The organism is Stenotrophomonas sp. 96582_Sma (assembly GCF_056480905.1).
This window is the reverse complement of the sequence record NZ_CM151122.1, coordinates 3,728,052-3,752,813: the sequence shown is the minus strand read 5'-3', so window position 1 is coordinate 3,752,813 and position 24,762 is coordinate 3,728,052. Positions and strand designations below refer to the sequence as shown.

The following is a 24,762-nucleotide window of genomic DNA, read 5'->3' as shown; positions in this document are numbered from 1 at the left end:
ATGGAACGCGAGCCTCCGCATCGCCCGCATGGCGCTGAACATCCTGCGCTGGACCGCGTCCGCCGCGAAGGCCGTTGGTGGTGGCTGCAGGCACGTCACGCGCGCCGGGTGTGGCGCTGGGCGCTGGTCGCGGCGCTGGCGGTGTTCGTGCTGCTGGTGCTGCTGCGCAAGCCGCTGGCCGACTGGTTCTGGGATGAGCCTCAGATTGAACAGTTGCTGGCCGAAGGCGATCGCGCACTGGCGGCTGGGCGGCTGAGTGCCGCCGATGGCAGTGGTGCGCGTGAGCGCTACCAGGCCGTGCTGGCGCTGGATGGTGATCGTCCGCAGGCCCGTGAGGGGCTGGCCCGTACCGGCGCCGCGGCCCTGCAGCAGGCCAGCGAAAAACTGCAGGCCAACGACCTCGAAGGCAGCGCGCAGGCGCTGGCACTGGCCCGGGAACTGCAGGTGCCGCAGGGCGATGCGGACGCCGTGGCACGCCAGCTGCAGGCCCGGCGCAGCGCAGGCGCCGGCATCGGTGCACTGCTGGCGCAGGCGCGCAACGCCTTTGCAGCGGGCCGGCTGGACGACGGTGACAGCAGCGCGCTGCCCCTGTTCCAGCGCATCCTGGTACTGCAGCCGGACAATCTGCCGGCGCTGGAAGGTCGCGAGGACGCACTGAGCGATCTGCTGCAGCAGGCCCGCATCCTGGCCGGGCGCGGCGAGCTGGCCGAGGCAGCCGCGATACTGCAGCGTGCGCGCCAGTTCGATGCCGGCCACGCCGATCTGCCCGCCAGCCAGGAAGCATTGGCACAGGCCGTCGACCAGCGCCTGCGCCAGGCCCAGCGCGCCTTGCAGCGTCGGCAGCTGGAATCCGCAGCGAAGGGATTCCTCGCCGTGCTGGCAGTGGCGGTTGATGATTCCAGTGCCCAGCGCGGCCGCGAACAGACCTTGCAGGCGGTGCTGGCACGCAGCCAGAAGCAGGCCGACGATTTCCAGTTCGAAGCGGCGCAGGCCGATGCCGCACTGGCAGCGGAACTGGGTGCTTCGCCGGCGGCGCAACAGCAGCTCGCGCAACGCCTGCAGCGCGCCCAACAGGCGCAGAAGGCGCTGCAGCAGCCGGCGGTCAGCAACACGCAGCGCGAGCGCCAACTGCGCGACCACCTGCGCAGGATCGAGCGCGCCGAACGTGCCGGGCAATGGATCAGCCCCCCCGGGCACAGTGCGTTCGACGCGTTGCGCGAAGCGCAGTCACTGGCGCCACGCGATGCACGGGTGAAGGCTGCCGCAGCGCGGCTGCTGCCCGCCAGTCGCCGCTGCTTCGACGACAACCTGCGGCAGAATCGCGTGCAGGCCGCAGGTGCCTGCCTGCAGGCGTGGCAGACCCTGTCGCCGACCGCGGCCGGGCTTCCCTCGGCACGCCTGCGCCTGGCCCAGCGCTGGCTGGCGATCGGCAGCGAACGGCTCGGCAACGGCGATCTGGCTTTCGCGGCACACGCCGCCGAACAGGCCCGGTTGCTGCAACCGGACCTGGCCGAGCTGCCGGCGTTCGAAGACCGCCTGCGCCGCGCCGGCGGTCGCCCGGATTAGGTGAAGAACACCCGCTGCACGGTCGCGCGGGCAGCGTCGAGGGAGAAGTGCTCTGCGATGTTGGCCAGGCCGGCGTCGGACAACTGCTGCCACAGCTGCGGATCCTGGTACAGGCGGACCACCGCATCGGCGAAGCCCGCCGCATCATCCGCCACCAGCACGTCCTGGCCCGGGTGCAGGTGCATTCCTTCCACGGCGCAGGTGGTACCCACCACCGGCTGGCCATGGGCCATGCTCAGGTTGATCTTGCCCTTCACGCCGGCGCCGAAACGCAGCGGCGCGATGGAAATGCGTGCGCCGTCCATGTAGGGCGTGATGTCCTCGACGAAACCGTGCATCTGCACGCCGGGCTGGCGTGCGGCCAATGCCAGCAGCGATTCCGGTGTGGCGGCACCGATGCAGTGCAGGCGTACCTCGGGCAGGCGGGCGCGGATGCCGGCAAAGACTTCGCCGATGAACCACTCCATGGCATCCAGGTTCGGCGGATGGCGGAAGCCGCCGACAAACACCAGATCATGGCGCTGTTCGAACGGCTTGCCGGCGCCGGCGACGTCGTGCAGGTTGGAGATCAGCTCCACCTGCACGGAAGGGGCGTCGGCCTGCAGCTGCTCGCGCTCGGCGGCACTGACCAGCACGGTGACGTCGCACTGCTCCATTACCGCCAGCTCGCTGGCGCGGGTACGCTCGGCGGCGCGCAGCAACCCGGCATCACCGGCGACTTCGGCACCACGACGTTCGCGCAGGTAGTGCAGGTCCACGGTGTCGAACACGGTGCGGGCCTGCGGCGCATAGCGCTTCAGCAGCGGCAGGCACTCGTGGGCGACATGGTGGCGGACCAGCAGCGCCACGTGGAAACGCGCACCGTGCGTTCGCAGCCAGCTGGCGACGCCATCGAGGAACGGCGCATACCAGACTTCCACGCCCATCCGCTGCAGTGCTTCGGTGGCGGCACCGCCATGTTCGCGGCGGGTGGGAACAAACACCACATGAGCGCCGCCCTGCAGCAGCAGGCGGATCAGGTTCACCTGGCGCAGTGACGCCGAATCGCGATCCGGTTGGGGTACTTCCTCGTCCAGGATCAACACCTGGCGTCGGCCACGCAGCAGCAGCGCGGGTGACGGCACTTCGCCCACCGCCGGATGGCGGGCCAGCTCGGTGGCCCAGCGGGCGGCGAAGATGGCCTGGTTGCGCACCTGGTAGGCCTTCACCCCGCTGCCGGTATCGGTGCCGTTGCTGGTGCCTTCATCGTGGATCACCCGGCTGGCTGGTTGCACCAGCACACGCAGGCCCTGGGCGCGAACGCGGAAGGCCAGGTCGGTGTCCTCGTAGTACGCCGGCTTGTAACGGGTATCGAAGCCGCCCAGCTGCTGCCAGAGGGCGCGCGGCAGCATCAGCGCCGCGCCGGAGCAGTAGTCGACGTCGCGCAGGCTGGCAAAGCGTGGGTCGTCCGCCGCCTCGAAACGGCCGTAGCTCCAGCCGCTGCCGTTGGCGAAGATCACACCCCCTGATTCCTGCAGGCGGCCATCCGGGTACAGCAGCTGGCTGCCGACCAGGCCGGCGTCGGGCGTGCTGGCGAACGTGTCCAGCAGGGCATCCAGCCAGCCCGGCTGTGGCACCGTATCGTTGTTGAGCAGCACCACATAGCGGCCGCGTGCGCGCGACACGCCATCGTTGCAGGCCTCGATGAAGCCGCCGTTGTGCTCGCGCACCTCATAGCGCAGTCCGGCGACCTGCGGCATCCACTGCACGGTGGCGTCGCTGCTGCCGTCATCCACGACCAGGATCTCGCACGCCGCCAGCGGCGGATGTGCCGCCAGGGCGCGCAGGCAGGCCAGGGTATGGCCGACGTGGTTGTAGACCGGGATGACGATACTCACTTGCGGCGTTTCGCTGAACGGCACCGTGAAGGGGGCGAAATCCTGTACCGGCGGCAGGAACAGCGGCGTTCGCGGCGCGGGAACGGCGCGCTGGGTATGCACGCGGATGCGCTGCCAGGTCGCCCGCCACCCACGGGTACGCAGGCTGGCCAGGCTCCGGCGGGCCAGGCCCGTGAGGCGGTTGATCAGGTATCGGATCTCGGCCAGGGACATCGCCATCCGGTTGCAACTCCAGCTTAAGCAGGGGAACCCGGGAGAATTCGCCAGCCGCAGCGGCTGGGGTAGACTCGCCAGACCCTACATTCTCGCATTCCCGTGCCCCGACGCTACGATTCCGACGACATCGACGATTTCGACGACGACGACCAGCAGGACAACGGCCCGCTGTGGCGGCGCCGGCTGATCACCTGGAGCATGGCTGCGGTCGCGTTGGGATTGGGTTTCCTCATTCCCTATACGCTGTACCTGAACCAGCAGGTGACCCAGCGTTTCGGCGAGCTGCGCTGGCAGATCCCGACGCGCGTCTACGCGCGCCCGCTGGTGCTCACCCCCGGCAAGGCGATGGATGCATCCACGCTGAAGACCGAGCTGGCCGCCTCCGCCTACCGCGATGACGGCCAGGGCAAGGAGCCGGCCACCTATGCGGTGAACGGCGGGCGCTTCGTCATCTCCAGCCGCGGCTACAACGACGTCGATGGCCGGGTTGCCCCGCGCCGGCTCGAGCTGTCACTGGCCGATGGTGCGGTCGCCTCGCTGCGCGACGCCGACAACCGCAAGGCCTTGAAGGCCGCGCGGTTGGACCCGGCCCGCATCGCCACCCTGTACGGCCAGAAGCAGGAAGAACGCCGCCTGATCCGCATGGACGAGGCGCCGGACCTGCTGGTGACCGGCCTGCAGGCGGTGGAGGACAAGGACTTCAACCGCCACCACGGCATCGACCTGTCCGGCATCGCGCGCGCGGTGTGGGTAACCATCCGCTCCGGTGGCCAGAGCCGCCAGGGCGCCTCTACGCTGACCCAGCAGCTGGCCCGCAGCGGCCTGCTCGGCATCGGCAAGGAGCAGACGGTTACCCGCAAATTCAACGAAGTGCTCTACGCGCTGATCATGGAAGCGCGCTACGACAAGCGCACCATCTTCGAGGCCTACCTCAACCAGGTGTACCTGGGCCAGCGTGGCAGCCAGGCCATCCATGGCATGTCCTCTGGCGCCGAGTTCTGGTTCGGTCGCGACCTGCAGTCGCTGGAGACCGAGCAGATCGCGCTGCTGATCGGCCTGGTCAAGGGCCCGTCCTTCTACGACCCGCGGCGCAATCCGGAACGCGCGCTGGATCGCCGCAACTTCGTGCTGGGCAAACTGCACGAAGCCACGCTGATCGATGACGCCGAGTACCAGCGTGCGTTGAAGGCCCCGCTGGGCGTGCCCAAGACGCCGGGCCTGGTTGCCGCCAACCGCTTCCCCGCCTATGTCGATCTGGTCCGCCGCCAACTGGGTCACGACTATCCGGAATCTGCCCTGCAGGGCGCCGGCCTGAGCGTGATGACCGGTATGTCGCCGTCCGCGCAGGCCTATGCCGAAGGCGCGGTGACCCGCACCATCAAGTCGCTGGAGAGCAAGCGTCGCCCCGAACTGCAGGCCGGCATGGTGCTGACCGACGTGCACAACGGTGACGTGCTGGCGGTGATCGGCAGCCGTGAAGTGTCCGAGGTCGGCTTCAACCGTGCGATCGAAGCACAGCGCCCGGTCGGCTCGTTGCTGAAGCCGTTCGTGTACCTGCTCGCGTTGGCGCAGCCGGACCGCTACTCGCTGGCCAGCTGGGTCGACGATTCACCGGTGACCGTGCAGCTCGGCCGCGGCCGCAACTGGAATCCCGGCAATGCCGACAACCGCAGCCACGGCACCGTGCGCCTGATCGACGCGCTGGCGCATTCCTACAACCAGGCCACGGTGCGCGTGGGCATGCAGGTCGGCCCCGAGCGCGTGACCCAGCTGATCCACGTGCTGGCCGGCATCAAGGCCGAGGCGAATCCGGCGGTGATTCTCGGTTCGACCGACCAGAGCCCGTACGCGATGGCCCAGCTGTACCAGTTCCTCGCGTCCGGTGGCGAAATCCAGCCGCTGCATGCGGTGCGTGGCGTGCTCGATCCGCAGGGCAAGCTGCTCAAGCGTTACGACAAGACCCCGGCACCGGCCCAGGAAGGCGACTCGATTGCCGCCAACCTGATCAGTGTCGGCCTGCAGCAGGTGGTTGCCAGCGGCACCGCGCAGCGGCTCAACGCCGATGGCCTCGGCCGCCTGCAGCCGGCCGGCAAGACCGGTACCACCAACGATGGCCGTGACAGCTGGTACGCCGGTTACACCGGCGATCATCTGGCGGTGATCTGGATCGGCAACGACCAGAACGAGCAGGCCGGCCTGTACGGTGCCACCGGTGCGATGCGGGTGTGGTCGGGCATCTTCCAGCGCCTGCCGAGTGCGCCGCTGCGGGTCAGCAACAAGGGCCTGGACTGGCAGTCGGTGGCGCCGACCGGACTCAACAGCACGGATGAAGGCTGTCCGGGCGCGCGTCGTTTCCCGTTCGTGGTGGGCTACGCGCCGGCCTATGCACCGTGTGCGCCGGCGGTGTCGCCGGACGGGCAGGGTGCCGAAGGCGAGGGCGGTGGCTGGCGTAGCTGGTTCGGCCTGGACCGCAAGCCTGAGCCGCCTGCTGAACCTGCTGCGGCGCCCGCCGCCGCCACTCCTCCTCCGAGCCGATGATGCCGATGAACATGCGATCCATGCTGCAGCCCCTGGCCCTGACCGGCCTCAGCCTGGCCCTGGCCGCCTGCGTCAGCAGCGCACCGCCGGTGGCCAAGCCGCCGGTTGATACCACTACGCCGGCACAGCGCCTGGCTGCGGTGGATGCGGCCGCAGGTCCGGACGACAAGGAGCTGTCGGTGCAGCCGCTGCGTGATTCGCAGGTGGAAGACCTGCGGGTGACCGCACAGACGCAGCGCCAGGCCAACGACCTGGCCGGTGCCGCCAGCAGCCTGGACCACGCGCTGGAAATCGTGGCCGGTGACCCGGCGGTGTTGCAGGAGCGTGCCGAGCTGGCGCTGCTGCAGGGCCAATGGGCACAGGCTGAGACGTTCGCGCGCAAGGCGGTGGATCTGGGCTCGAAGACCGGGCCGCTGTGCCGCCGGCACTGGGCGACGATCGAGCAGTCGCGTCTGGCGCGCGGCGAGAAGGAGAATGCGGTGTCGGCGCATGCGCAGCTGGAAGGCTGCACCGTGCCGGGGATCAAGCGGTACTGAGTTTCCGGCCAACGGCGCAGCCCCTCGTGGCTGGGCATACTGCGTAGAGTCGAGCTTGCTCGACTGCGGGTCGGCGAGGTGGGCCGGGCGGGTGAGCTGCGCAGGGGGCGCTGCAAGTACGTCCGTGTAAGCTCGGTCGCCGCATCCATGCGGCTCACGCCCCTGCGCAGCCCACCCGCCCGGCCCCTGGCAGTTTCCGTGTGCGTCCAGCCACGGAAAAGAAAAAATCAGATCAAGAGCGGGTCGCGCGCTGCGCGCACTCGCCGTCATTCTTCTTTCCTGTTCCACCCACCGCTTCTGAAATCCCAGTCGAGCAAGCTCGACGCTACACCGCCCGTGCATCCGTCACCGGGAAACTGTCGAGGGTGGGACGGGAGGGGCAGGCAGGACCGTTGGCGCCATGGATGGCGCCATCGAGCCCCCATGGATGGGTTTACGGCGTGTCCTGCCTGCCCCTCCCGCCCCACCCTGCACGCAGAAACCCAGAGCCGTGAACAACACCGTTGCCGTTGCTGGTGCTCTGGCTCTGGCTTGAAACGGGTGCCCGGCAGCGCCCGGCCGGGTATCCTTTCCCTCTGATGTCCGACCTTGTCCATGCCAGCCGCGAAGCCCTCAGCGACGGCGGCGCGCTCGCCTCGCACCTGGATGCATTCGTACCGCGTCCGGCACAGCTGCACCTGACCGAAGCCATCGCCGATGCGCTGCAGCAGCGTGATCTGCTGCTGGCCGAGGCCGGTACCGGCACCGGCAAGACGTTTGCCTATCTGGTGCCGGTGCTGCTGTCCGGGTTGCGCACCATCATCTCCACAGGCACCCGCGCGCTGCAGGACCAGCTCTACCACCGCGATCTGCCACGGGTGCGTCAAGCACTCGGGGTCGGCCTGCGCAGTGCGCTGCTGAAAGGGCGTGCGAACTACCTGTGCCGCTATCGCCTGCAGCAGGCGCGCGGCGAGCCGCGTTTTTCCAGCCCTGAACAGGCGGCGCAGTTCCAGCGCATCCTGGCCTGGTCCGGTCGCTCGGAGTTCGGTGACATCGCCGAGCTCGACGGGCTGGCCGACGACTCCCCATTGCTGCCGATGGTCACCTCCACCGTCGACAACTGCCTGGGCACCGATTGCCCGTTCTGGGATGACTGCTTCGTGGTGCGTGCGCGGCAGCGTGCACAGGCTGCCGATGTGGTGGTGGTCAACCATCACCTGCTGCTGGCCGATCTGGCCCTGAAGCAGGATGGCTTCGGTGAACTGCTGCCGGGCGCCCAGGCCTTCGTCATCGACGAGGCGCACCAGTTGCCCGAACTGGCCGCGCAGTTCTTCGGCGAGGGTTTTGGCATGCGCCCGTGGCAGGAGCTCGGGCGCGATTGCCTGGCTGAAGCACGCGGTGTCGGCGGCGCGCAGTCGGCGCTGCAGGAACCGGTCGACCAGTTGCAGCAGGCGCTGCTGGCGCTGCGTTCGGCGATGGAGGGACTGCCGCCGCGTGGCACGCAATGGCGCGCGCTGGCGATGCCACAGGTGCGCGACGGATTCGATACGGTGATGGCAGGGTTGGTGAACCTGGAGCAGGCATTGCAGCCGCTGCGCGAAGCGGCGGCGGGTCTGGATGCCTGTCATGCGCGGGCGCGCGAGGCGGTCTCGCGGCTCAGCCGCTGGCTGGGCGATGACGAACCCACTCTCGATTTCGACACCGATCCGTCGGAAGCGAGCAGTGCGGCCGATGTGCTCTGGTACGAGCTTACGCCGCGTGGTTTCCGTTGCCAGCGCACGCCGATGGATGTGTCCGGTCCGCTGCGTGAGCATCGCGAGCGCAGCCGTGCCGCGTGGATCTTCACTTCGGCAACGCTGACCGTGGGCGGTGGTTTCGATCACATCGCCACCCGCCTGGGCCTGGACGATCCGCACACGCTGGTGCAGCCAAGCCCGTTCAATTGGCCCGAGCAGGCGCTGTGCTACCTGCCCGAAGGCCTGCCCGATCCGGCGGCGCGCGGGTTTGGCACCGCGCTGATCCAGACCTTGCGGCCGGTGTTGCAGGCCTCGCAGGGCAGGGCCTTCCTGTTGTTCGCCTCGCACCGTGCATTGCGTGAGGCCGCCGAGGCATTGCGCGACGGGCCGTGGCCGCTGTTCGTGCAGGGTGAGGCGCCGCGCGCGACGCTGCTGCAGCGCTTCCGTGAATCGGGCAATGGCGTGCTGCTCGGCTCGGCCAGTTTCCGCGAGGGCGTGGATGTGGTCGGCGAAGCGCTGAGCGTGGTGATGATCGACAAGCTGCCGTTCGCGGCGCCGGATGACCCGGTGTACGAGGCGCGGCTGGAGGCGATCCGCAGCCAGGGCGGCAATCCGTTCCGCGACGAGCAATTGCCGCAGGCGGTGATCGCGCTGAAGCAGGGCGTCGGCCGCCTGATCCGCAGCGAGAGCGACCGTGGCGTGCTGGTACTGTGTGACCCGCGCCTGCTCAACCGTGGCTATGGCCGGGTCTTCCTCGATTCGCTGCCGCCGTTCCGGCGTACTCGCAGCCTGGCCGATGTGCAGGCCTTCTTTACGCCACAATGGTCGCCTGCGGCCGATGATGCGGCTGCCCCAGTCGCTGTTGCGACCGGCCCCGAGCCGGCGCCCGGTGCCACGTTCCCCTTGTTCTGACCCGATCCGATGAAACTGCTCGCCTTTGAAACCGCCACCGAAGCCTGTTCCGTTGCCCTGCATGTCGATGGGCAGGTGCTGGAACGCTTCGAGATCGCCCCGCGCCGGCACGCCGAACTGAGCCTGCCGTGGGCGGAGGCGCTGCTGGCCGACGCCGGCATCAGCCGCCGCCAGCTGGACGGCATCGCGCTCAGTCGCGGCCCCGGTGCGTTCACTGGCGTGCGCCTAGCGATTGCCATCGCCCAGGGCATCGCACTGGCACTGGACCGTCCGCTGCTGCCGGTCTCGACGCTGCAGGTGCTGGCGCTGCGGGCACCGGCCGAGGAAACGCAGATCCTGTCGGCGATCGATGCGCGGATGGGCGAACTCTACGTTGCCCGCTTCGAGCGCGTGGACGGCCTGCCGGTGGCGCGTGATGCCGAGCGCGTATGCGCACCCGCTGCGGTATCGCTGCCGGAAGGGCTGTCCGCCTACGGTGTGGGTACCGGTTTCGGCGCAGCCGAGGGCACACTGGTGGCGCAACTTGGGGCTGGCCTGCGTGGATTCGATGCCGCCGCATTGCCGCGCGCGTCGGACGTACTGGCACTGGCGGTGCCGGCCTTCGCCCGCGGCGAAGCCATCGCACCGGAGAAGGTCGAGCCGGCGTACCTGCGCGACAACGTGGCACTGACCCTGGTCGAGCAACAGGCCGCGCGCGAGGCGAAGGCGAAGGCCAACGGCTGAGCCCCTCGTGGCGGGGGGGGGATCGCGTAAATCAAAAGCCGCGCTTGGCCGGGCGGGGTGGGTTCGCGGGGGACGCCGTGAACCCGTCCCTGGGGGCTTAGCCGCGCCATCCATGGCGCGGATACCCCCGCGAACCCACCCCGCCCGACCTCTGACAGTTTCCGTGTGCGTCCGCCACGGAAAATCAAAAGAAAATCAAAGTCAAAAGCGGATCGCTTCGCTCGCATCCACGCATAGCGTGGATGTGTGTCGACCAAGGTCGACACCTACCAACAGCGGAGCGGGACGCGATGCGCCGGGATCTGTCAGAGGTGGGGCGGGGGGGCTGGGCAGGACCGTTGGCGCCATGGGCCCGAGGCATGCCTCGGGCGGGTTGGGAAGGATGCCCAACCCCGGTCTTGCCGTGTGCGCAGGACAGCGCGCACGAGCAAGGCGCCATCGAGCCCCCAAGGATGGGTTTACGGCGTCTCCTGCCCAGCCACCCCGCCACACCAAATCCACAGTCCAACCGCCGCCTTTGACGTTGACGTTGACGTTCAGCGGGTCCCGGGCCGCAGGCCCGGGCAACAGAACCCTACCGGTCGTCGTGCAGGGTGCCGCCCGGCAGGAACACCCACGTGCGCGTGACCTGCAGGATATCGATCTCATCCTCGGTCTTCGGCAACGGCGGGAACGGCTGCGCCAGCTTCACCACCCGCAGTGCGGCCTCATCCAGCAACGGCGTCCCGCTCGAACGCAGGATCCGGCTGCTTTCCACGCTGCCATCGCGGCGCACCCCCACGCTGATCACCACCTGGCCACCCAGGCGGCGCTGCCGGGCCTCGTCCGGGTAGTTCAGGTTGCCGACGCGCTCGGCGCGATCGACCCAGGCACGCAGGTAGTTGGCATAGGCATATTCGCGCGTGCTGGCCGACACGAACTTGCGGTTCGGACGCTTGGCGTACTGCGCCGAGCGCAGGTGCACTTCAGCGGCCAGGCGGGCCATTTCCACATCGCGCTGCTCGCGCGCGCTCAGCGGTGCGTCCGGTTCGGGCTGATCCGGCGTGGGCCGGGACTGCGCCTGCGCGACCACCTCTTCGCCATTGCGGCTGCTGACCACCCGCGCCTGCGGCGGCGGAACCGGTGCGGCCGATTGCTGCTGCTGCGGAATCGGGCTGATTCCGGACTGGGCCTGCGGCACGATGCCGGCCTGGTTGTCACGCTGACGCTGTGCGCGGTCGTGTTCGCCACCGCCTTCCTGGTTGGCTGCGGCCAGGAAATCAGCCTGCTTCGGCGTCAGTGCGGTGCGGGTCTGGCTGAAGATCACTTCCAGCGTCGGCACCAGCGGTGCATCGCCCTTCACGGCGAAGCCCACGCCCAGGATCAGCAGGGCGTGGACCAGCACCGACAGCGCGATGGTCGCCCCCAGCCGTTGCGCTTCGCGCGGCGGCGGGGGCAGTACGGCAGGTGCGGCAGACATCAGCGCAGGCCGGCCTCGAGTGCGTCGAACAGGGTGCCGGCAATGTTCAGGCCGTACTGTGCGTCCAGTTCGCGCACGCAGGTCGGGCTGGTCACGTTGACCTCGGTCAGGTAATCACCGATCACGTCCAGGCCGACGAAGCGCATGCCGCGACGCTTCATCTCCGGCCCGACCTGGGCGGCGATCCAGCGGTCGCGCTCGCTCAGCGGGCGGCCTTCGCCGCGGCCACCGGCGGCGAGGTTGCCGCGGAATTCATCACCCTGCGGGATGCGCGCCAGGCAGTAGTCGACGGGTTCGCCATCGACCAGCAGGATGCGCTTGTCGCCGGCGGTGATGTCGGGAATGAACTTCTGTGCCAGCGCCATCCTGTGGCCGCCGTCGGTCAGGGTTTCCAGGATCACATTCAGGTTCGGATCGCCCTGGCCGCTGCGGAAGATCGAGCGGCCGCCCATGCCATCCAGCGGCTTCAGAACCGCCTGGCCGTGTTCCAGGGCAAAGGCCTTCAGCGCCTTGGCATCGCGGCTGACCAGGGTCGGCGGGCAGCACTGCGGGAACAGCAGGGCGGCAAGCTTCTCGTTGTAGTCGCGCAGGCCCTGCGGGTTGTTGACCACGCAGGCACCGGCAGCGGCGGCCACGTCCAGCACCTGGGTGTCGTAGATGTACTCGGCGTCGACCGGAGGGTCCTTGCGCATCAGCACGATCTGGCCGGGACCGAACTCGGTACGGCTGAACGCACCCAGCTCATACCAGCCGGCCGGGTCGTCGCGCACCTGCAGCGGTGCGGTCTGGGCCACCGCTACGCCACCTTCCAGGGCCAACCCGCCCGGGCGCACGTAGTGCAGGGCATGGCCGCGGCGCTGGGCTTCCAGCAACATGGCGAAGGTGGTGTCCTTGGCGATCTTGATGTGGGCGATGGGGTCCATCACCACGATGACGTTCAACGGCATGGGCGCACCTGTCTGGCAAGGCGTTGATGGTAGCGGCAACGCCGGTCGCGCGCCTCCCCGCCGTACTGCAACGCAGCGTCCGCCCGGCGGTCGCGCACGCATTGCGAAACCCGTCACGTTCAGGAGGGTGCCATGCCCCGCGCCATGGGGCGGCCTTGAAGCGGGCGCGGAAAGTGCGATATAGATACGCTTTCGTAGCGGCCCCCGCCAGAGATCGGGCCGTGCGCTTGGGGATAGGCAATGACTGAAAACACGACTGCGGGCGGGGAACTCGCAGGACTCCGGGTGATGGTCATCGATGATTCGAAGACCATCCGCAGGACTGCGGAAACGCTGCTCAAGCGCGAAGGTTGCGAGGTGGTCACCGCCACCGACGGCTTCGAAGCGCTTGCGAAGATCGCAGACCAGCAACCGCAGATCATCTTCGTCGACATCATGATGCCGCGCCTGGACGGGTACCAGACCTGTGCGCTGATCAAGGGCAACCAGCTGTTCAAGGCGACCCCGGTCATCATGCTGTCGTCCAAGGATGGCCTGTTCGACAAGGCGCGGGGACGCATCGTCGGCTCGGAGCAGTACCTGACGAAGCCTTTCACGCGTGAAGAACTGCTGGGTGCCATCCGCACATACGTCAACGCCTGACCAGGGGGGAAAGGCACAATGGCTCGTATCGTTCTGATCGAGGATTCACCGACCGACCGCGCGGTGTTCACCCAGTGGCTGCGCCGTGCCGGCCACGAGGTGCTGGAAGCGGACAACGCCGAGGATGGACTGCAGCTGGTCCGCGACCAGGTGCCGCAGCTGGTGCTGATGGACGTGGTCCTGCCCGGCATGAGCGGCTTCCAGGCCACCCGCGCGATGGCCCGTGATGCGGCGATCAAGCACATCCCGGTGATCATCGTCAGCACCAAGGCCATGGAAACCGACAAGGCATGGGGCCTGCGCCAGGGCGCAGCCGATTACATCGTCAAGCCGCCGCGCGAGGATGAACTGATCGCGCGGATCAACGAACTGGTGGCCTGATGCGCTCGCCCTTCGACATCCTCGAAGCCTATGAACGGCGCAGCCTGGCCCATGCGGTGCAGCTGCCCGAGCGGCAGTTCGCCCAGGACCTCTGGCGTGGCGTGGGCTACCGCGTCGGCCAGCGCCGGCTGGTATCCGATTTCCGCGAAGTGGTGGAAATCGTGCCGATGCCGCCGGTGACCCCGGTGCCGTGCGCGCAGCCGTGGCTGCTGGGCGTGGGCAACCTGCGCGGCAACCTGTTCCCGGTGGTCGACCTGAAGTACTTCCTGGAAGGCACGCGCACCGTGCAGCAGGAAGGCCAGCGCGTGCTGATCATGCGCCAGTCGGGTGGCGACGTCGCGCTGACCATCGATGAACTGTTCGGCCAGCGCAGCTTCGAACTGGACCAGCAGATCGCGGCCGGCACGCTGGCCGAAGGACGTTACGGCCACTTCGTCGATCGCGCCTTCCACGCCGACGGCCACGACTGGGGCGTGTTCTCGCTCTCGCTGCTGTCGCGTACCCCTGAATTCCGGCAAGCCGCGGCCTGAGGCCGGGCATCGCCCCCTGCATTGAAGATCGAGGTTGAACGATGAGTACTGCTTCGGACGCCACCAAGACCGGCAAGCTGCGGCTGGGCGGCAGCAACCTCTGGTTGTTCCTGCTGCTGGCATCGATGATCCTGTTCGGCGTCAACACCGGCGTCGCCACCTGGCAGGGCAGTCGCCTGGCCGATGCCGGCTCCAAGGCGGCCGACCTGCAGGTGCTGTCACAGCAGCTGGCCAACCAGGGCCGTGATGCGGTGGGCGGCAACGCGCAGGCGTTCACTGCCTTCAAGGCCACCCGCAACGCGATCGAACAGAACGTGTCGACCCTGCAGGGACGCTACGGCAAGGAACCGGGCGTGTCCGGTGCGATCGCCACCCTGGCCGAGACCTGGGCGCCGCTGGGCAAGCAGGCCGGGCAGCTGGTTGCCAGTGAACCGGCGGTGCTGGCGCTGGCCGGCAATGCCAACAACTTCACCGGCGCGGTGCCGGGCCTGCAGGCCCAGCTGAACGAGCTGGTGCGCGCGATGTCCGCCTCGGGCGCGCCGTCGTCGCAGGTGTACAGCGCACTGCAGCAGGTCGTGGTGGCCGGTTCGATGGCCCGCCGCGTGACCGAAATGCGTGCCGGTGGCAGCGCCGCTGCCACCTCGGGCGATGCACTGGCACGCGACATCACCGTGTTCTCGCAGGTGCTCGACGGCCTGCGCAACGGCAACGAGGAACTGGGCATCACCGCCGTGCGCGGTGCCGCCGCCGTGGCCGCGCTGGAGCAGTCGCAGCAGAAGTGGGAAGCGATGAAGCAGGACGCCGATGCGATCCTGGCCAGCTCGCGCCAGCTGTTCGCCGCCCAGTCCGCCGCCACCGCGCTGGGCCAGGGATCGGCGCACATGCTGGACGACAGCCGCAAGCTGTTCGAGGCGTTCTCCTCGTTCGGCTCGGTGTCCGATACCCGCCTGTTCCCGAACTTCTGGATCGGCGTGGTGTCCGGTGCGCTGTCGCTGATCGCGATCATCGGCTTCGTCTCCACCAACGTGCGCAGCCGCTCGCGCGAGCAGGAACTGCGCTACCAGACACAGGTGGAATTCAACAGCCGCAACCAGCAGGCGATCATGCGGTTGCTGGACGAAATCTCCTCGCTGGGTGAGGGCGACCTGACCGTGAAGGCCTCGGTGACCGAGGACATGACCGGCGCCATCGCCGACGCGATCAACTACGCGGTGGACGAGCTGCGCCACCTGGTGACCACCATCAACGACACCTCGGCCAAGGTCGCGCTGTCCACCCAGGAAACCCAGGCCACCGCCATGCAGCTGGCAGAGGCGGCGGGCCATCAGGCCAACCAGATCACCTCGGCCTCGGACCGCATCGGTGAAATCGCGGCGAGCATCGAACAGGTGTCGCGCAACTCGGCCGAGTCGGCCGACGTGGCACAGCGCTCGGTGGTGATCGCCGCCGAAGGTGCCGGCGTGGTGCGCGAGACCATCCAGGGCATGGACCAGATCCGTGACCAGATCCAGGAAACCTCCAAGCGCATCAAGCGCCTGGGCGAGTCGTCGCAGGAAATCGGCTCGATCGTGGAACTGATCAACGACATTTCCGAGCAGACCAACATCCTGGCATTGAACGCGGCGGTGCAGGCGGCTTCGGCCGGTGAAGCGGGCCGCGGTTTCGCGGTCGTGGCCGACGAAGTGCAGCGCCTGGCAGAACGCACCTCGGGCGCAACCCGACGCATCGAGAACCTGGTCCAGGCCATTCAGGCCGATACCAACGAAGCGGTCACCTCGATGGAACAGACCACCGCCGAAGTGGTGTCCGGTGCACGCCTGGCCGAGGACGCCGGCACCGCACTGACCGAAATCGAGCGCGTGTCCAATGCACTGAACACCCTCATCAAGAACATCTCCATCGCCGCCCAGCAGCAGTCGGCTGCGGCCTCGGACATCACCCGCACCATGGGCGTGATCCGGCAGATCACCGGCCAGACCTCGCAGGGTGCCGGGCAGACCGCCGAATCGATCGGTCACCTCGCGCAGCTGGCGGCCGACCTGCGCCGTTCGGTCGCCGACTTCAAGCTGCCGGCGTGACGCGGGCAGGGCGGCGAGCAAGGAACCAGTCGATGAAGCATTTCCATTCCCCACGCCAGAACTCGCGCGGCTTCCGCGCGGCGGCGAACGGAGCGCGTCCATGAGCAGTCTGCGCGATGCGATGAGCCACGCAGCGCTGGGCTGGGTCAAGCCCGAGCTGGACGAGACCCTGCGCCAGGTGCGCAACGAAGTCGAGTACTACGCCGAAGACCCGACCGACGCCAGCCGCATGCGCATCTGCGCCGGCTACCTGCACCAGGTGCAGGGCACCCTGCGCATGGTCGAGCTGTACGCCCCGGCGATGGTGGCCGAGGAGCTGGAGCAGCTGGCCAATGCCATCGGCGCCGGTAGCGTGGCTGATCGGGATGAAGCCTGCGCGACCCTGATGCGCGGCAGCGTGCTGCTGCCCGATTACCTGGAGCGCCTGCAGAACGGTCACCGCGACATTCCGATCGTGCTGATGCCGCTGCTCAACGAAATCCGTGCCGCGCGGGGCGAAGAAGGGGTGCATGACAGCGTGCTGCTGGCGTTCGCGCCGGACAGCGTCAGCGCCACCGAGGCCGAGCTGGACCATGCCCGTGGCAGCCTGAGCGGGCGCAACCGCGAGCTGCTGGATACCGTGGGCAGCGCGGTGAAGGAAGAACTGCTGCGTATCAAGGATGCGCTGGACCTGCACCTGCGTACTGGCGGTGCGCCCGAACAGCTGCAGACCCAGGCCAACGAACTTGGCGCCGTGGCCGATACGCTGGGCATGATGGGCCTGGGCGTTGCCCGCGGGGTGGTCGTGCAGCAGCGCGATGCGCTGCGTGGCGTGGTCGAAGGGCGCCAGCAGATCGACGAGAACCTGCTGCTGGATATCGCCGGCGCATTGCTCTACGTGGACGCGTCGCTGGACGACCAGGTCGCCCATCTGGGCGCCGGCGGCAGTGGCGAAGATGACCCCAGCGCGATGGAGAACCGGCGCACGGTGGAGGTGCTGGCACATGAGGCCATCGCCAACTTCGCCGCCGCCCGCGAGCATTTCGTCGCTTTCATTGAAACCAGCTGGAACCATGCCGAGCTGCAGGACGTGCCGCGCCTGCTGGGCGATGTGTCCGGTGCGCTGCGCATGCTCGACCTGAACACCGCCGCCGATTACCTGCGCGGTGTGCAGCAGTACATCGAAGCCGAGCTGATCGGTCGCCAGCGCGTGCCCAGTGGCCGCCAGCTGGACACCCTGGCCGATGCCATGGCCAGCCTGGAGTACTACCTCGAGGCTCTGCGCGACCGCCGCCCGGGCCGCGAGGACATCCTCGACATCACCCGCAGCAGCCTTGAAGCGTTGCGCTATTGGCCGTTGCCGGACCGCAATGCGGTGGCGCCTGTTGCCGCCGCGCCGATTCCGTTCGCATCGCTGCTGGTGGACCGCGAGCCGATCGCGCTGCAGGCCGAGCCGGTAGAGCCGGAGCCCATCGAGATTCCGGTGCAGCCGGCCGCGCCCGCCGCCGGCACGGTGCCGGTGCCGCTGCCGGAATTCACCTTCGATCCGCCACCGGCCGCGCCTGCACCGGAGGTGGTGGACAACCGCCTGATGTTCGGGGCGCTGGGGAGTGTCGCCTCCACACCGCTGTCGCTGCATGACGACGCGGATGCACCGCTGGTCTTCGCCGCGTCCAGCGCGCCTGCGCCCGAGGTACCGCAATGGGATCTCGCACCGTTCCATCCGGACTCCGAGCCGACCGCGAGTGCCGAAGACGAGCGCAGTCCGACCTTCGCCAGCTTCGACCCGGTCAGTTTCGAACGGGCCGAAACCAGCGTGGAACCGGCGCCGCAGTGGACACTGTCGGAGGCAACACCGCCGGCATTGGCCGATGTGGCTGTGATGGATGTCGAGGATGACGTCGACGCGTCGGTGCCCTTCGACACCGCTGACGTTGCTGCGCCCGTGTTCGACCCGGTGGCTGCCGAGCACGATGTGGTCGCCGCTGGTGACGACGTGGTGTTCCGTTTCGACGCCGATGCGCTGGACAATGCCGACGACGTGCTGTCGCTGCACGCGATGGAGACGCTGTCGCTGGACGACGATGCCGGATTGCACCTGGCGCTGGAGATCGTCGATCCCGCTGCACCCGTGCGGGTGGACGAAAGCCCTGTCGTTGCCGAAGCGGACGCGGTTCCGGCGGATGTGCAGGAGGACGTGCCCGCGCCGATGGCCGAGGTGCTGACGCCGGTCTCCGATTCACCGGCACCGGCACCGGCGGTGTCGGTGATTGATATCGACACCATCGCGCCCATCGACTTCAGCGAAGCCGACGCGCAGTTCTTCGCCGAGCTGAGCGCCGCGGCGGCCGACTTCAATCCGCAGGCCATGGCGGCTCCGCCCGTTGCGGACATCCCGGTCGTGGCCGGGACCGAGGCCGGCTTCGAGGCCGGCTTCGACGACGATGCCGAGAACATCGACGAGGATATCCGCGAGGTGTTCCTGGAAGAGTTCGACGACGAGCTGGCCAACCTGGGCACGCTGCTGCCGGCATGGCGCATGCAGCTGGACAACATGGATCGGCTGCGGCCGATCCGCCGCATCTTCCACACCCTCAAGGGCAGTGGCCGCCTGGTGGGTGCACGCACCCTGGGTGAGTTCGCCTGGAAGATCGAAGGCATGCTCAATCGCGTGCTCGATGGCAGTCGCCCGGCGACTCCGGCGGTGCTGGCGATGGTCGACAACGCCCATGCCGCGTTGCCGCAGCTGAACGCCGCGCTGCGCCATGGCCAGCGCATCAGCGTGGACCTGCAGGCGATGCAGGCCATTGCCGATCGGGTCGGTGCCGGCGAGGAGACCTTCTACGTGCCGTTGCCGGCTGCGGCCGCACCGGCAGCGACACTGGCCGAGTCCGAAGGCGAAGACGAAATCAGCCGCCTGCTGGAAGCCGAGGCCGCTGCGTCGGCGCAGGCCGATGCCACGGCGGTGGCGGAAGACGCCGGTACCCCGGCCAACATCGACAGCGTACTGCGCGAGATCCTTGAGGCCGAGGTCGAAGTCCACCAGGCGACCCTGCAGGAATGGCTGCGCTCGGCGCAGCAGGCACCGCAGCCGGTCAGCGACGCACTGCTGCGTGCGGTGCACACCATGAACGGCGCCTTCGCGATGACCGAAGTGCCGGAAATCACGGCGGTCACCGGCGGTGCCGAGTCCTACATCAAGCGCGCCCTGGCCGCCGACGTGGTGCCTGGCGACGAGGGCGTAGCCGCACTGGATGCGACCGCGCAGGCGATCACCGCGACCATGGAGGCGCTGCAGGCCGAACAGCCGCGGATTGTTCCGCAGGGCGCGCTGGTGCAGCGGCTGCAGGCATTGGCCGGCGAGCTGCCGGAAGCGCGCTGGCCGCTGTTCGCGCTGGAAGACGAGGACGAAGAGGGCGTCGAGCTGGCGCCTGATGCCGAGCAGGCATCCGCGGCCGAAGCGCCGCTGGCCGGGCTGGACACGCTGGACGAAACCAGCATGCCGTCCGCTTTCAATGCGGCGACCGATCTCATTGCCGAGCCGCAGTCGCATGCCGAAGATGCGCTGGAACCGGTTCCAGCTGCAACCGGGCTGGAGGCGCTGGACGTCGCAGCCGACAGCGGCCTGGACGTGGGTGAGCTGACCGCCAGCGACGATCTTTCGCGTTACTTCGACGCCGGCTGGCCGTCGGTGCCGGGCGAAGGTGAACCTGCCGCGGACGACACCGGCGCGATTGAATCGATCCAGCCGATTGAAAGTGCGCCTGATGTCGCCCAGGACGAATCAGATGCCGTGCCGGCGATCGCGACGGTCGACGACGCTGACCTGACCATGGCGGACGATCTGTCGCCGTACCTCGACGCCAGTGCGCTGCCGGTGGATGACCGCGACGCGGAAGAGTTGCCGGTGTCTGCGGAAGTTGACGCGATCGACCTGAATACGCCGTTGCCGTTTGATTCGGACAGTGACGATGACAACGTCATTGACGACGCTGCTGCACTGCCACTCGACAGCGAGCTGTCGAGCCTGCAGGATGAAATGGCTGTGCCGGGTTTTGCAGAACCGGTCACGCTGGCAGCCGCGCTCGAGGCCGGCCTGCACGTGATCGAGGAGGAGCAGACCCTGGACGACGACGGGCAATGGCCCGTGATCGGCCTCCAGGCCAGCGAACTCGCGCCGGGTGAGGCAGATGCCTTTGCCGAGGATGCGGACGTCGGCGGGGAGGCGGCGGTCGGTGAAGGAGAGAGCGCCGATCAGCCGTCCCCGGCGACGGTGATTGAGGAGATCACCGCAGAGGCGCCGCAGGGCGGCACTGCTGCGGTGCGCTTCTTCGAAATGGAAGACGCACCGGGCCAGGGCACGGTCGATACCGATGCACAGGTTGCAGCGACCGACATCGTGCCGCGTGCGCCGCACCACGAGCAGGCACCTGTTGCGGCGGATGCCGAAGACGGCGCCGATGCACTCGACTTCAGCGTGTACGACCGCGAGCTGGTCGATATCTTTGTCGAGGAAGGCAAGGACCTGCTCGACCACTGCGATGGCCTGATCAGCGAACTGCGCGATGCACCGCAGGACCGCGAGGTGCTGGCCGGCCTGCAGCGTGATCTGCACACCCTGAAGGGTGGCGCACGCATGGCTGGCATCAATGCCATCGGCGACCTTGGCCACAGCATCGAATCGCTGCTGGAGGCGGTGGCCGCTGGCCGTACCGAGATCGAACGTCGCGACGTGCAGCTGCTGGAGCGTGGCTTTGACCGCCTGCACCAGCTGCTCACCCGCACCGGCGCGCACCGCGTGGTGGAGCCGGCGCAGGATCTGGTCGAAGCCTTCGAGGTCCGCACCACCATCGATATCGCCGCAGCCGCTGCGGCCGCGCGTGCGGCCAGCGAGATCGAGACCGTGCCCGCACAGGCCGCGGGCCCACTGGCGGCCCCGATCGAAGCGCCGCTGTCGGCTCCGCTTCCGGCCGAGGGCGTGGTCGATGAAGATCCGCTGGCGCGTCCGCAGCAGGAGCAGGTGCGCGTGCGTGCCGACCTGCTCGACCGCCTGGTCAACCATGCCGGTGAAGTGGCGATCTACCGCTCGCGGCTTGAACAGCAGCTGGGTGCCTTCCGTGGTGCCATGGGCGAACTGGAGCGCACCAATGCGCGACTGCGCGACCAGCTGCGGCGACTCGACCTGGAAACCGAGGCGCAGATCGTCGCCCGCTACCAGCGCGAGCAGGACCAGGCCGACCAGAAGTTCGATCCGCTGGAGCTGGACCGCTTCTCCACCCTGCAGCAGCTCAGCCGTGCGCTGAACGAGTCGGCGGCCGACCTGGGGGGCCTGCAGGGCGTGCTGGACGATCTGTCGCGCCAGTACGATTCGCTGCTGCAGCAGCAGTCGCGCGTCAGCTCCGAGCTGCAGGATGGCCTGATGCGCGCGCGCATGGTGCCGTTCGATGGCCTGGTGCCGCGCCTGCGCCGCGTGGTCCGCCAGTCCGGCATGGATACCGGCAAGCAGGTCCACCTGACCCTGGAAGGAACCCACGGCGAACTGGACCGCAACGTCCTCGACCGCATGGTCGCGCCGCTGGAACACATGCTGCGCAACTCCGTGGCCCATGGCCTGGAAGCGCCGGAACAGCGCCGCGCCGCCGGCAAGCCGGAGGAGGGCGAGATCGCCATCCGCCTGCACCGCGAAGGTTCGGAAATCGTGCTGGAAGTGGCCGATGACGGTGCTGGCCTGGACCGCGAGGCGATCCGCCGCCGCGCCATCGACCGTGGCCTGCTGGCCGCCGATGCGCAGCCGAACGAGCAGGAGCTGGACAACCTGATCTTCGCGTCCGGCTTCACCACCGCCGACCAGGTCAGCCAGCTGGCCGGTCGTGGCGTGGGCATGGACGTGGTGCGCAACGAAGTGCGCCAGCTCGGTGGCTCGGTCGACATCCAGTCGGTGCGGGGCCAGGGCGTACGCTTCACCCTGCGCCTGCCGCAGACGCTGGCCGTCACCCAGGCGGTGTTCGTGCAGATCGGCGAAACCACCTTCGCGGTGCCGGTGGCCTCGGTCAGTGGTATCGGCCGCCTGTCGCGCGAGCGTTTCGAAGCCGCCGACAGCAGCTACCGTTACAGCGGCGAAGACTATCCGCTGTACGACCTCGGCAGCCTGGTCGGGCAGGCCCCGGCGCGTGCCGATGGCCAGGACCAGGTGCCGCTGCTGCTGGTCCGTGCCGGTGATCTGCGTGCCGCCGTGGCGATCGACCAGGTGCTGGGTAATCGCGAAATCGTGGTCAAGCCGGTCGGCCTGCAGATCGCGTCGGTGCCGGGCATCTACGGTGCCACCATCACCGGCGATGGCCGCGTGGTGGTGATCCTGGACGTGGCGCCGCTGGTGCGCCGCTTCCTCGCCAACCCGACGCTGCCTGTGCTGGCCAACGCACCGCGCCAGGAGCGCCAGGTGCCGCTGGTGATGGTGGTCGACGACTCGCTGACGATGCGCAAGGTCACCGGCCGCATCCTCGAACGCCACAACTTCGAGGTCAGCGTCGCCCGCGACGGCGTGGAAGCGCTGGAACGCCTGGAAGAGCGCGTGCCGGACCTGATGCTGCTGGATATCGAGATGCCGCGCATGGATGGCTACGAGCTCGCCACCGCGATGCGTGCCGACCCGCGCTACAGGGACGTGCCGATCGTGATGATCACTTCGCGCAGCGGTGACAAGCACCGCCAGCGCGCCTTCGAGATCGGTGTCCAGCGTTACCTGGGCAAGCCGTACCAGGAACTGGACCTGATGCGTAACGTGTACGACCTGCTGGGGATCGCCCGTGTCCGTGAGTGAAACCCAAGCGGCTCCGGCCGTGGCCCTGCTGGCCCGTCCCGGCGCGGCGCGTGAGCGCCTGCGTGAGGCGTTGTCGCACGCCGATGTGCAGCTGGTGCTGGAAGATGATCCCAACACGCTGGAGGCGCGGGTCCTGCAGGAGGCGCGCCCACAGTTCGTGGTGATCGCGCTGGAAGCCGCCATCGAGGACGCCTTGGAGCGCCTGGAAGCGGTGCTGTCCGCACCGGGTCTGACCCTGGTCTTCGACGAGGCCGAACTGGCTGCACGTCGTGATGGTTGGGAGGCTCAGCGCTGGGGCCGTCATCTGTCCGCCAAGCTGCATGGCCACCAGCAGGTGTTGCCGCCGGGGGCCGAAGAAGAACCCAGCCTGCAGCTGGAGCCGGGCCACCCGGCACCGGCACCGGCGCCGCAGGAAGAAGCGCTGCAGCCGCACCTGGAGCAGGCATTGAGCTGGGCCGACGAGGTCCCCGCTGACACTCTGTACTCGCCGCCTGCACAGCTGCACGAACCGATCGCGCTGGAACAGGCGCTGGCCGCGCTGCAGCCGGTGGTGCCTGAGCCGCTGCAGGCCCCCGCACTGCCGTCGCTGGCAGAGACCGCGTCCGCAGTACCGCCGCTACCGCCGGTCTCCTTCGACCACACCGCCTGGTCGCTGGTCGATGACGTGGTGGATGCACCGGCCGCTGCTGCCAACATCGCTGCGGTCGAAGCGGCACCGCCCTCGTTCGATACCGATCACCTGAGCTTGGTCGATCTGGACGCTGCCGCGCCGGTCGGCGCGCGCGCCGGATCGCTGCTGGTGCTGGCCGGCATCGGTGGCCCGGATGCGCTGCGGCGCCTGCTCGGCGCACTGCCGGCGTCGCTGGCCGTGCCGGTGCTGGTGCACATGCGGCTGGATGGTGGTCGTTACGGCAACCTGGTCAAGCAGATGGCACGGGTGTCGCCGTTGCCGGTGCAGCTGGCTGAAGCCGGTCAGCGCGCCACGCCCGGTGAAGTGCACGTGCTGGCCGATGACATCGGCGTGCAGGCGGCCGGTGATGGCCTGCATTTCATCAGCGACGCACAGGGCATCTCGATTGCCGCGCTGCCAGCTGACCACACCGCGCTGGTCCTGCTCAGCGGCGCTGACCTTGCGCATGTTGGTCCGGCGCTGGATCTGGCCGCCGCTGGTGCATGGGTGGCCGGGCAGGTGGGCGAGGGCTGCTACGACCCGGCTGCAGCCACGGCGGTGGTTGCTGCCGGCATGGTGGCCGGTGAACCGCAGGAACTGGCGCAGGCGATTGCCGCGCGCTGGGGTGAGCAGGACGACAACGGAGAAGCACCATGAGCTATGCCAGCAATGACGAAATCCGTGGCGTCCTGATCCAGGCCGGCAACGCGCGCGTGCTGCTGCCCAATGCCACCGTGGCCGAAATGATGTCGCGCGTGCCGGTGCAGCCGGTCTCCGATGCGCCGCGCTGGCTGGTCGGCAAGATCGGCTGGCATGGCTGGCAGGTGCCGCTGGTGTCGTTCGCACGTCTTTCGGGACTGGGCGAAGAAGCCGTGGGCGGCCACAACAAGGTGGTGGTGCTGAAGGCCCTCAGCGGCAACGCGCAGCGTCCGTACTACGCGCTGCTGACGCAGAACTTCCCGCAGCTGATTTCGGTGCCGCGCGACGGCCTGCTGGCTGACGCCTCGGAAGAAACCCTGCCGGACATCGTGCACATGCGTGTGCTGCTGGGCGAGCAGAGCGCGCTGCTGCCGAACCTGGACGCGCTGGAAGCTGCCCTGGATTCGCTGGCGGCCTGATCGGACATCCGCCGGGCATTTTGAATTCCTGGTAGTGCCGGCCGCTGGCCGGCAT

General features: G+C 68.5%; 15 protein-coding genes. 12 read left to right on the top strand and 3 right to left on the bottom strand.

Annotated features, from left to right (window positions below; genetic code table 11):
* Complete coding sequence (locus tag ACZK2R_RS17515; protein WP_107431691.1) at positions 1 to 1,566, top strand: hypothetical protein; 1,566 nt, start codon at positions 1 to 3, stop codon at positions 1,564 to 1,566.
* On the opposite strand, the gene ACZK2R_RS17510 is transcribed toward ACZK2R_RS17515, so the two are convergent.
* Positions 1,563 to 3,662 carry a glycosyltransferase gene (locus tag ACZK2R_RS17510; RefSeq protein WP_180837844.1) on the bottom strand — a complete coding sequence of 700 codons (2,100 nt, stop codon included), beginning with the start codon at positions 3,660 to 3,662 and terminating at the stop codon, positions 1,563 to 1,565. The two genes, ACZK2R_RS17515 and ACZK2R_RS17510, sit on opposite strands and share 4 nt — an antisense overlap.
* A 96-nt stretch (positions 3,663 to 3,758) precedes the next feature.
* On the opposite strand from ACZK2R_RS17510, the gene mrcB reads away from it, so the two are divergent.
* From mrcB to tsaB, 4 genes are all read left to right on the top strand, one after another.
* The gene (gene mrcB, locus ACZK2R_RS17505; protein WP_032130201.1) at positions 3,759 to 6,197 is read left to right on the top strand and encodes a penicillin-binding protein 1B; all 2,439 of its coding nucleotides are present in this window, start codon (positions 3,759 to 3,761) and stop codon (positions 6,195 to 6,197) included.
* Complete coding sequence (locus ACZK2R_RS17500) at positions 6,194 to 6,733, top strand: hypothetical protein (protein ID WP_180837845.1); 540 nt, start codon at positions 6,194 to 6,196, stop codon at positions 6,731 to 6,733. Before mrcB ends, ACZK2R_RS17500 begins: the two co-directional genes overlap by 4 nt.
* A 578-nt stretch (positions 6,734 to 7,311) precedes the next feature.
* Positions 7,312 to 9,360 (top strand): DNA repair helicase YoaA, encoded by a 2,049-nt coding sequence (locus ACZK2R_RS17495; RefSeq protein ID WP_180837846.1) that lies wholly within the window; start codon positions 7,312 to 7,314, stop codon positions 9,358 to 9,360.
* 9 nt (positions 9,361 to 9,369) lie between these two features.
* Positions 9,370 to 10,083 (top strand): tRNA (adenosine(37)-N6)-threonylcarbamoyltransferase complex dimerization subunit type 1 TsaB, encoded by a 714-nt coding sequence (gene tsaB, locus ACZK2R_RS17490; protein ID WP_180837847.1) that lies wholly within the window; start codon positions 9,370 to 9,372, stop codon positions 10,081 to 10,083.
* A gap of 574 nt (positions 10,084 to 10,657) precedes the next feature.
* Here tsaB and ACZK2R_RS17485 read toward each other — a convergent pair.
* Together ACZK2R_RS17485 and gshB are read right to left on the bottom strand one after the other, a co-directional pair.
* On the bottom strand, positions 10,658 to 11,542 hold the full coding sequence (locus tag ACZK2R_RS17485) for a TonB family protein (protein ID WP_478487438.1): 885 nt from the start codon (positions 11,540 to 11,542) through the stop codon (positions 10,658 to 10,660).
* Positions 11,542 to 12,489, bottom strand: a complete 948-nt coding sequence (gene gshB / locus ACZK2R_RS17480) for a glutathione synthase (protein ID WP_012511876.1) — start codon at positions 12,487 to 12,489, stop codon at positions 11,542 to 11,544. The genes ACZK2R_RS17485 and gshB overlap by 1 nt, the downstream gene beginning before the upstream one ends.
* Positions 12,490 to 12,729: 240 nt before the next feature.
* Here gshB and pilG point away from each other — a divergent pair, with 240 nt between their 5' ends.
* From pilG to ACZK2R_RS17445, 7 genes are all read left to right on the top strand, one after another.
* The gene (pilG, locus tag ACZK2R_RS17475; RefSeq protein ID WP_005418455.1) at positions 12,730 to 13,131 is read left to right on the top strand and encodes a twitching motility response regulator PilG; all 402 of its coding nucleotides are present in this window, start codon (positions 12,730 to 12,732) and stop codon (positions 13,129 to 13,131) included.
* A gap of 18 nt (positions 13,132 to 13,149) precedes the next feature.
* Positions 13,150 to 13,512, top strand: coding sequence for a response regulator (locus tag ACZK2R_RS17470; RefSeq protein ID WP_005410717.1), 363 nt, complete (start codon positions 13,150 to 13,152; stop codon positions 13,510 to 13,512).
* On the top strand, positions 13,512 to 14,042 hold the full coding sequence (locus tag ACZK2R_RS17465) for a chemotaxis protein CheW (RefSeq protein ID WP_049400398.1): 531 nt from the start codon (positions 13,512 to 13,514) through the stop codon (positions 14,040 to 14,042). Before ACZK2R_RS17470 ends, ACZK2R_RS17465 begins: the two co-directional genes overlap by 1 nt.
* A 41-nt stretch (positions 14,043 to 14,083) precedes the next feature.
* Positions 14,084 to 16,120 carry a methyl-accepting chemotaxis protein gene (locus ACZK2R_RS17460; RefSeq protein ID WP_032130100.1) on the top strand — a complete coding sequence of 679 codons (2,037 nt, stop codon included), beginning with the start codon at positions 14,084 to 14,086 and terminating at the stop codon, positions 16,118 to 16,120.
* 100 nt (positions 16,121 to 16,220) lie between these two features.
* Positions 16,221 to 22,919 carry an Hpt domain-containing protein gene (locus tag ACZK2R_RS17455; RefSeq protein WP_478487436.1) on the top strand — a complete coding sequence of 2,233 codons (6,699 nt, stop codon included), beginning with the start codon at positions 16,221 to 16,223 and terminating at the stop codon, positions 22,917 to 22,919.
* Complete coding sequence (locus ACZK2R_RS17450; RefSeq protein ID WP_125895866.1) at positions 22,906 to 24,246, top strand: chemotaxis protein CheB; 1,341 nt, start codon at positions 22,906 to 22,908, stop codon at positions 24,244 to 24,246. The genes ACZK2R_RS17455 and ACZK2R_RS17450 overlap by 14 nt, the downstream gene beginning before the upstream one ends.
* Positions 24,243 to 24,707 (top strand): chemotaxis protein CheW, encoded by a 465-nt coding sequence (locus ACZK2R_RS17445; RefSeq protein WP_049400402.1) that lies wholly within the window; start codon positions 24,243 to 24,245, stop codon positions 24,705 to 24,707. The genes ACZK2R_RS17450 and ACZK2R_RS17445 overlap by 4 nt, the downstream gene beginning before the upstream one ends.
* The last annotated feature ends 55 nt before the right edge of the window (positions 24,708 to 24,762 follow it).

Coding starts and splice junctions, on each gene's coding strand:
- ACZK2R_RS17515 (WP_107431691.1), top strand. CDS start 1: ATGGAACGCGAGCCTCCGCATCGCCCGCATGGCGCTGAACATCCTGCG.
- ACZK2R_RS17510 (WP_180837844.1), bottom strand. CDS start 3,662: ATGGCGATGTCCCTGGCCGAGATCCGATACCTGATCAACCGCCTCACG.
- ACZK2R_RS17500 (WP_180837845.1), top strand. CDS start 6,194: ATGATGCCGATGAACATGCGATCCATGCTGCAGCCCCTGGCCCTGACC.
- ACZK2R_RS17495 (WP_180837846.1), top strand. CDS start 7,312: ATGTCCGACCTTGTCCATGCCAGCCGCGAAGCCCTCAGCGACGGCGGC.
- tsaB (WP_180837847.1), top strand. CDS start 9,370: ATGAAACTGCTCGCCTTTGAAACCGCCACCGAAGCCTGTTCCGTTGCC.
- ACZK2R_RS17485 (WP_478487438.1), bottom strand. CDS start 11,542: ATGTCTGCCGCACCTGCCGTACTGCCCCCGCCGCCGCGCGAAGCGCAA.
- gshB (WP_012511876.1), bottom strand. CDS start 12,489: ATGCCGTTGAACGTCATCGTGGTGATGGACCCCATCGCCCACATCAAG.
- pilG (WP_005418455.1), top strand. CDS start 12,730: ATGACTGAAAACACGACTGCGGGCGGGGAACTCGCAGGACTCCGGGTG.
- ACZK2R_RS17470 (WP_005410717.1), top strand. CDS start 13,150: ATGGCTCGTATCGTTCTGATCGAGGATTCACCGACCGACCGCGCGGTG.
- ACZK2R_RS17465 (WP_049400398.1), top strand. CDS start 13,512: ATGCGCTCGCCCTTCGACATCCTCGAAGCCTATGAACGGCGCAGCCTG.
- ACZK2R_RS17460 (WP_032130100.1), top strand. CDS start 14,084: ATGAGTACTGCTTCGGACGCCACCAAGACCGGCAAGCTGCGGCTGGGC.
- ACZK2R_RS17455 (WP_478487436.1), top strand. CDS start 16,221: ATGAGCAGTCTGCGCGATGCGATGAGCCACGCAGCGCTGGGCTGGGTC.
- ACZK2R_RS17445 (WP_049400402.1), top strand. CDS start 24,243: ATGAGCTATGCCAGCAATGACGAAATCCGTGGCGTCCTGATCCAGGCC.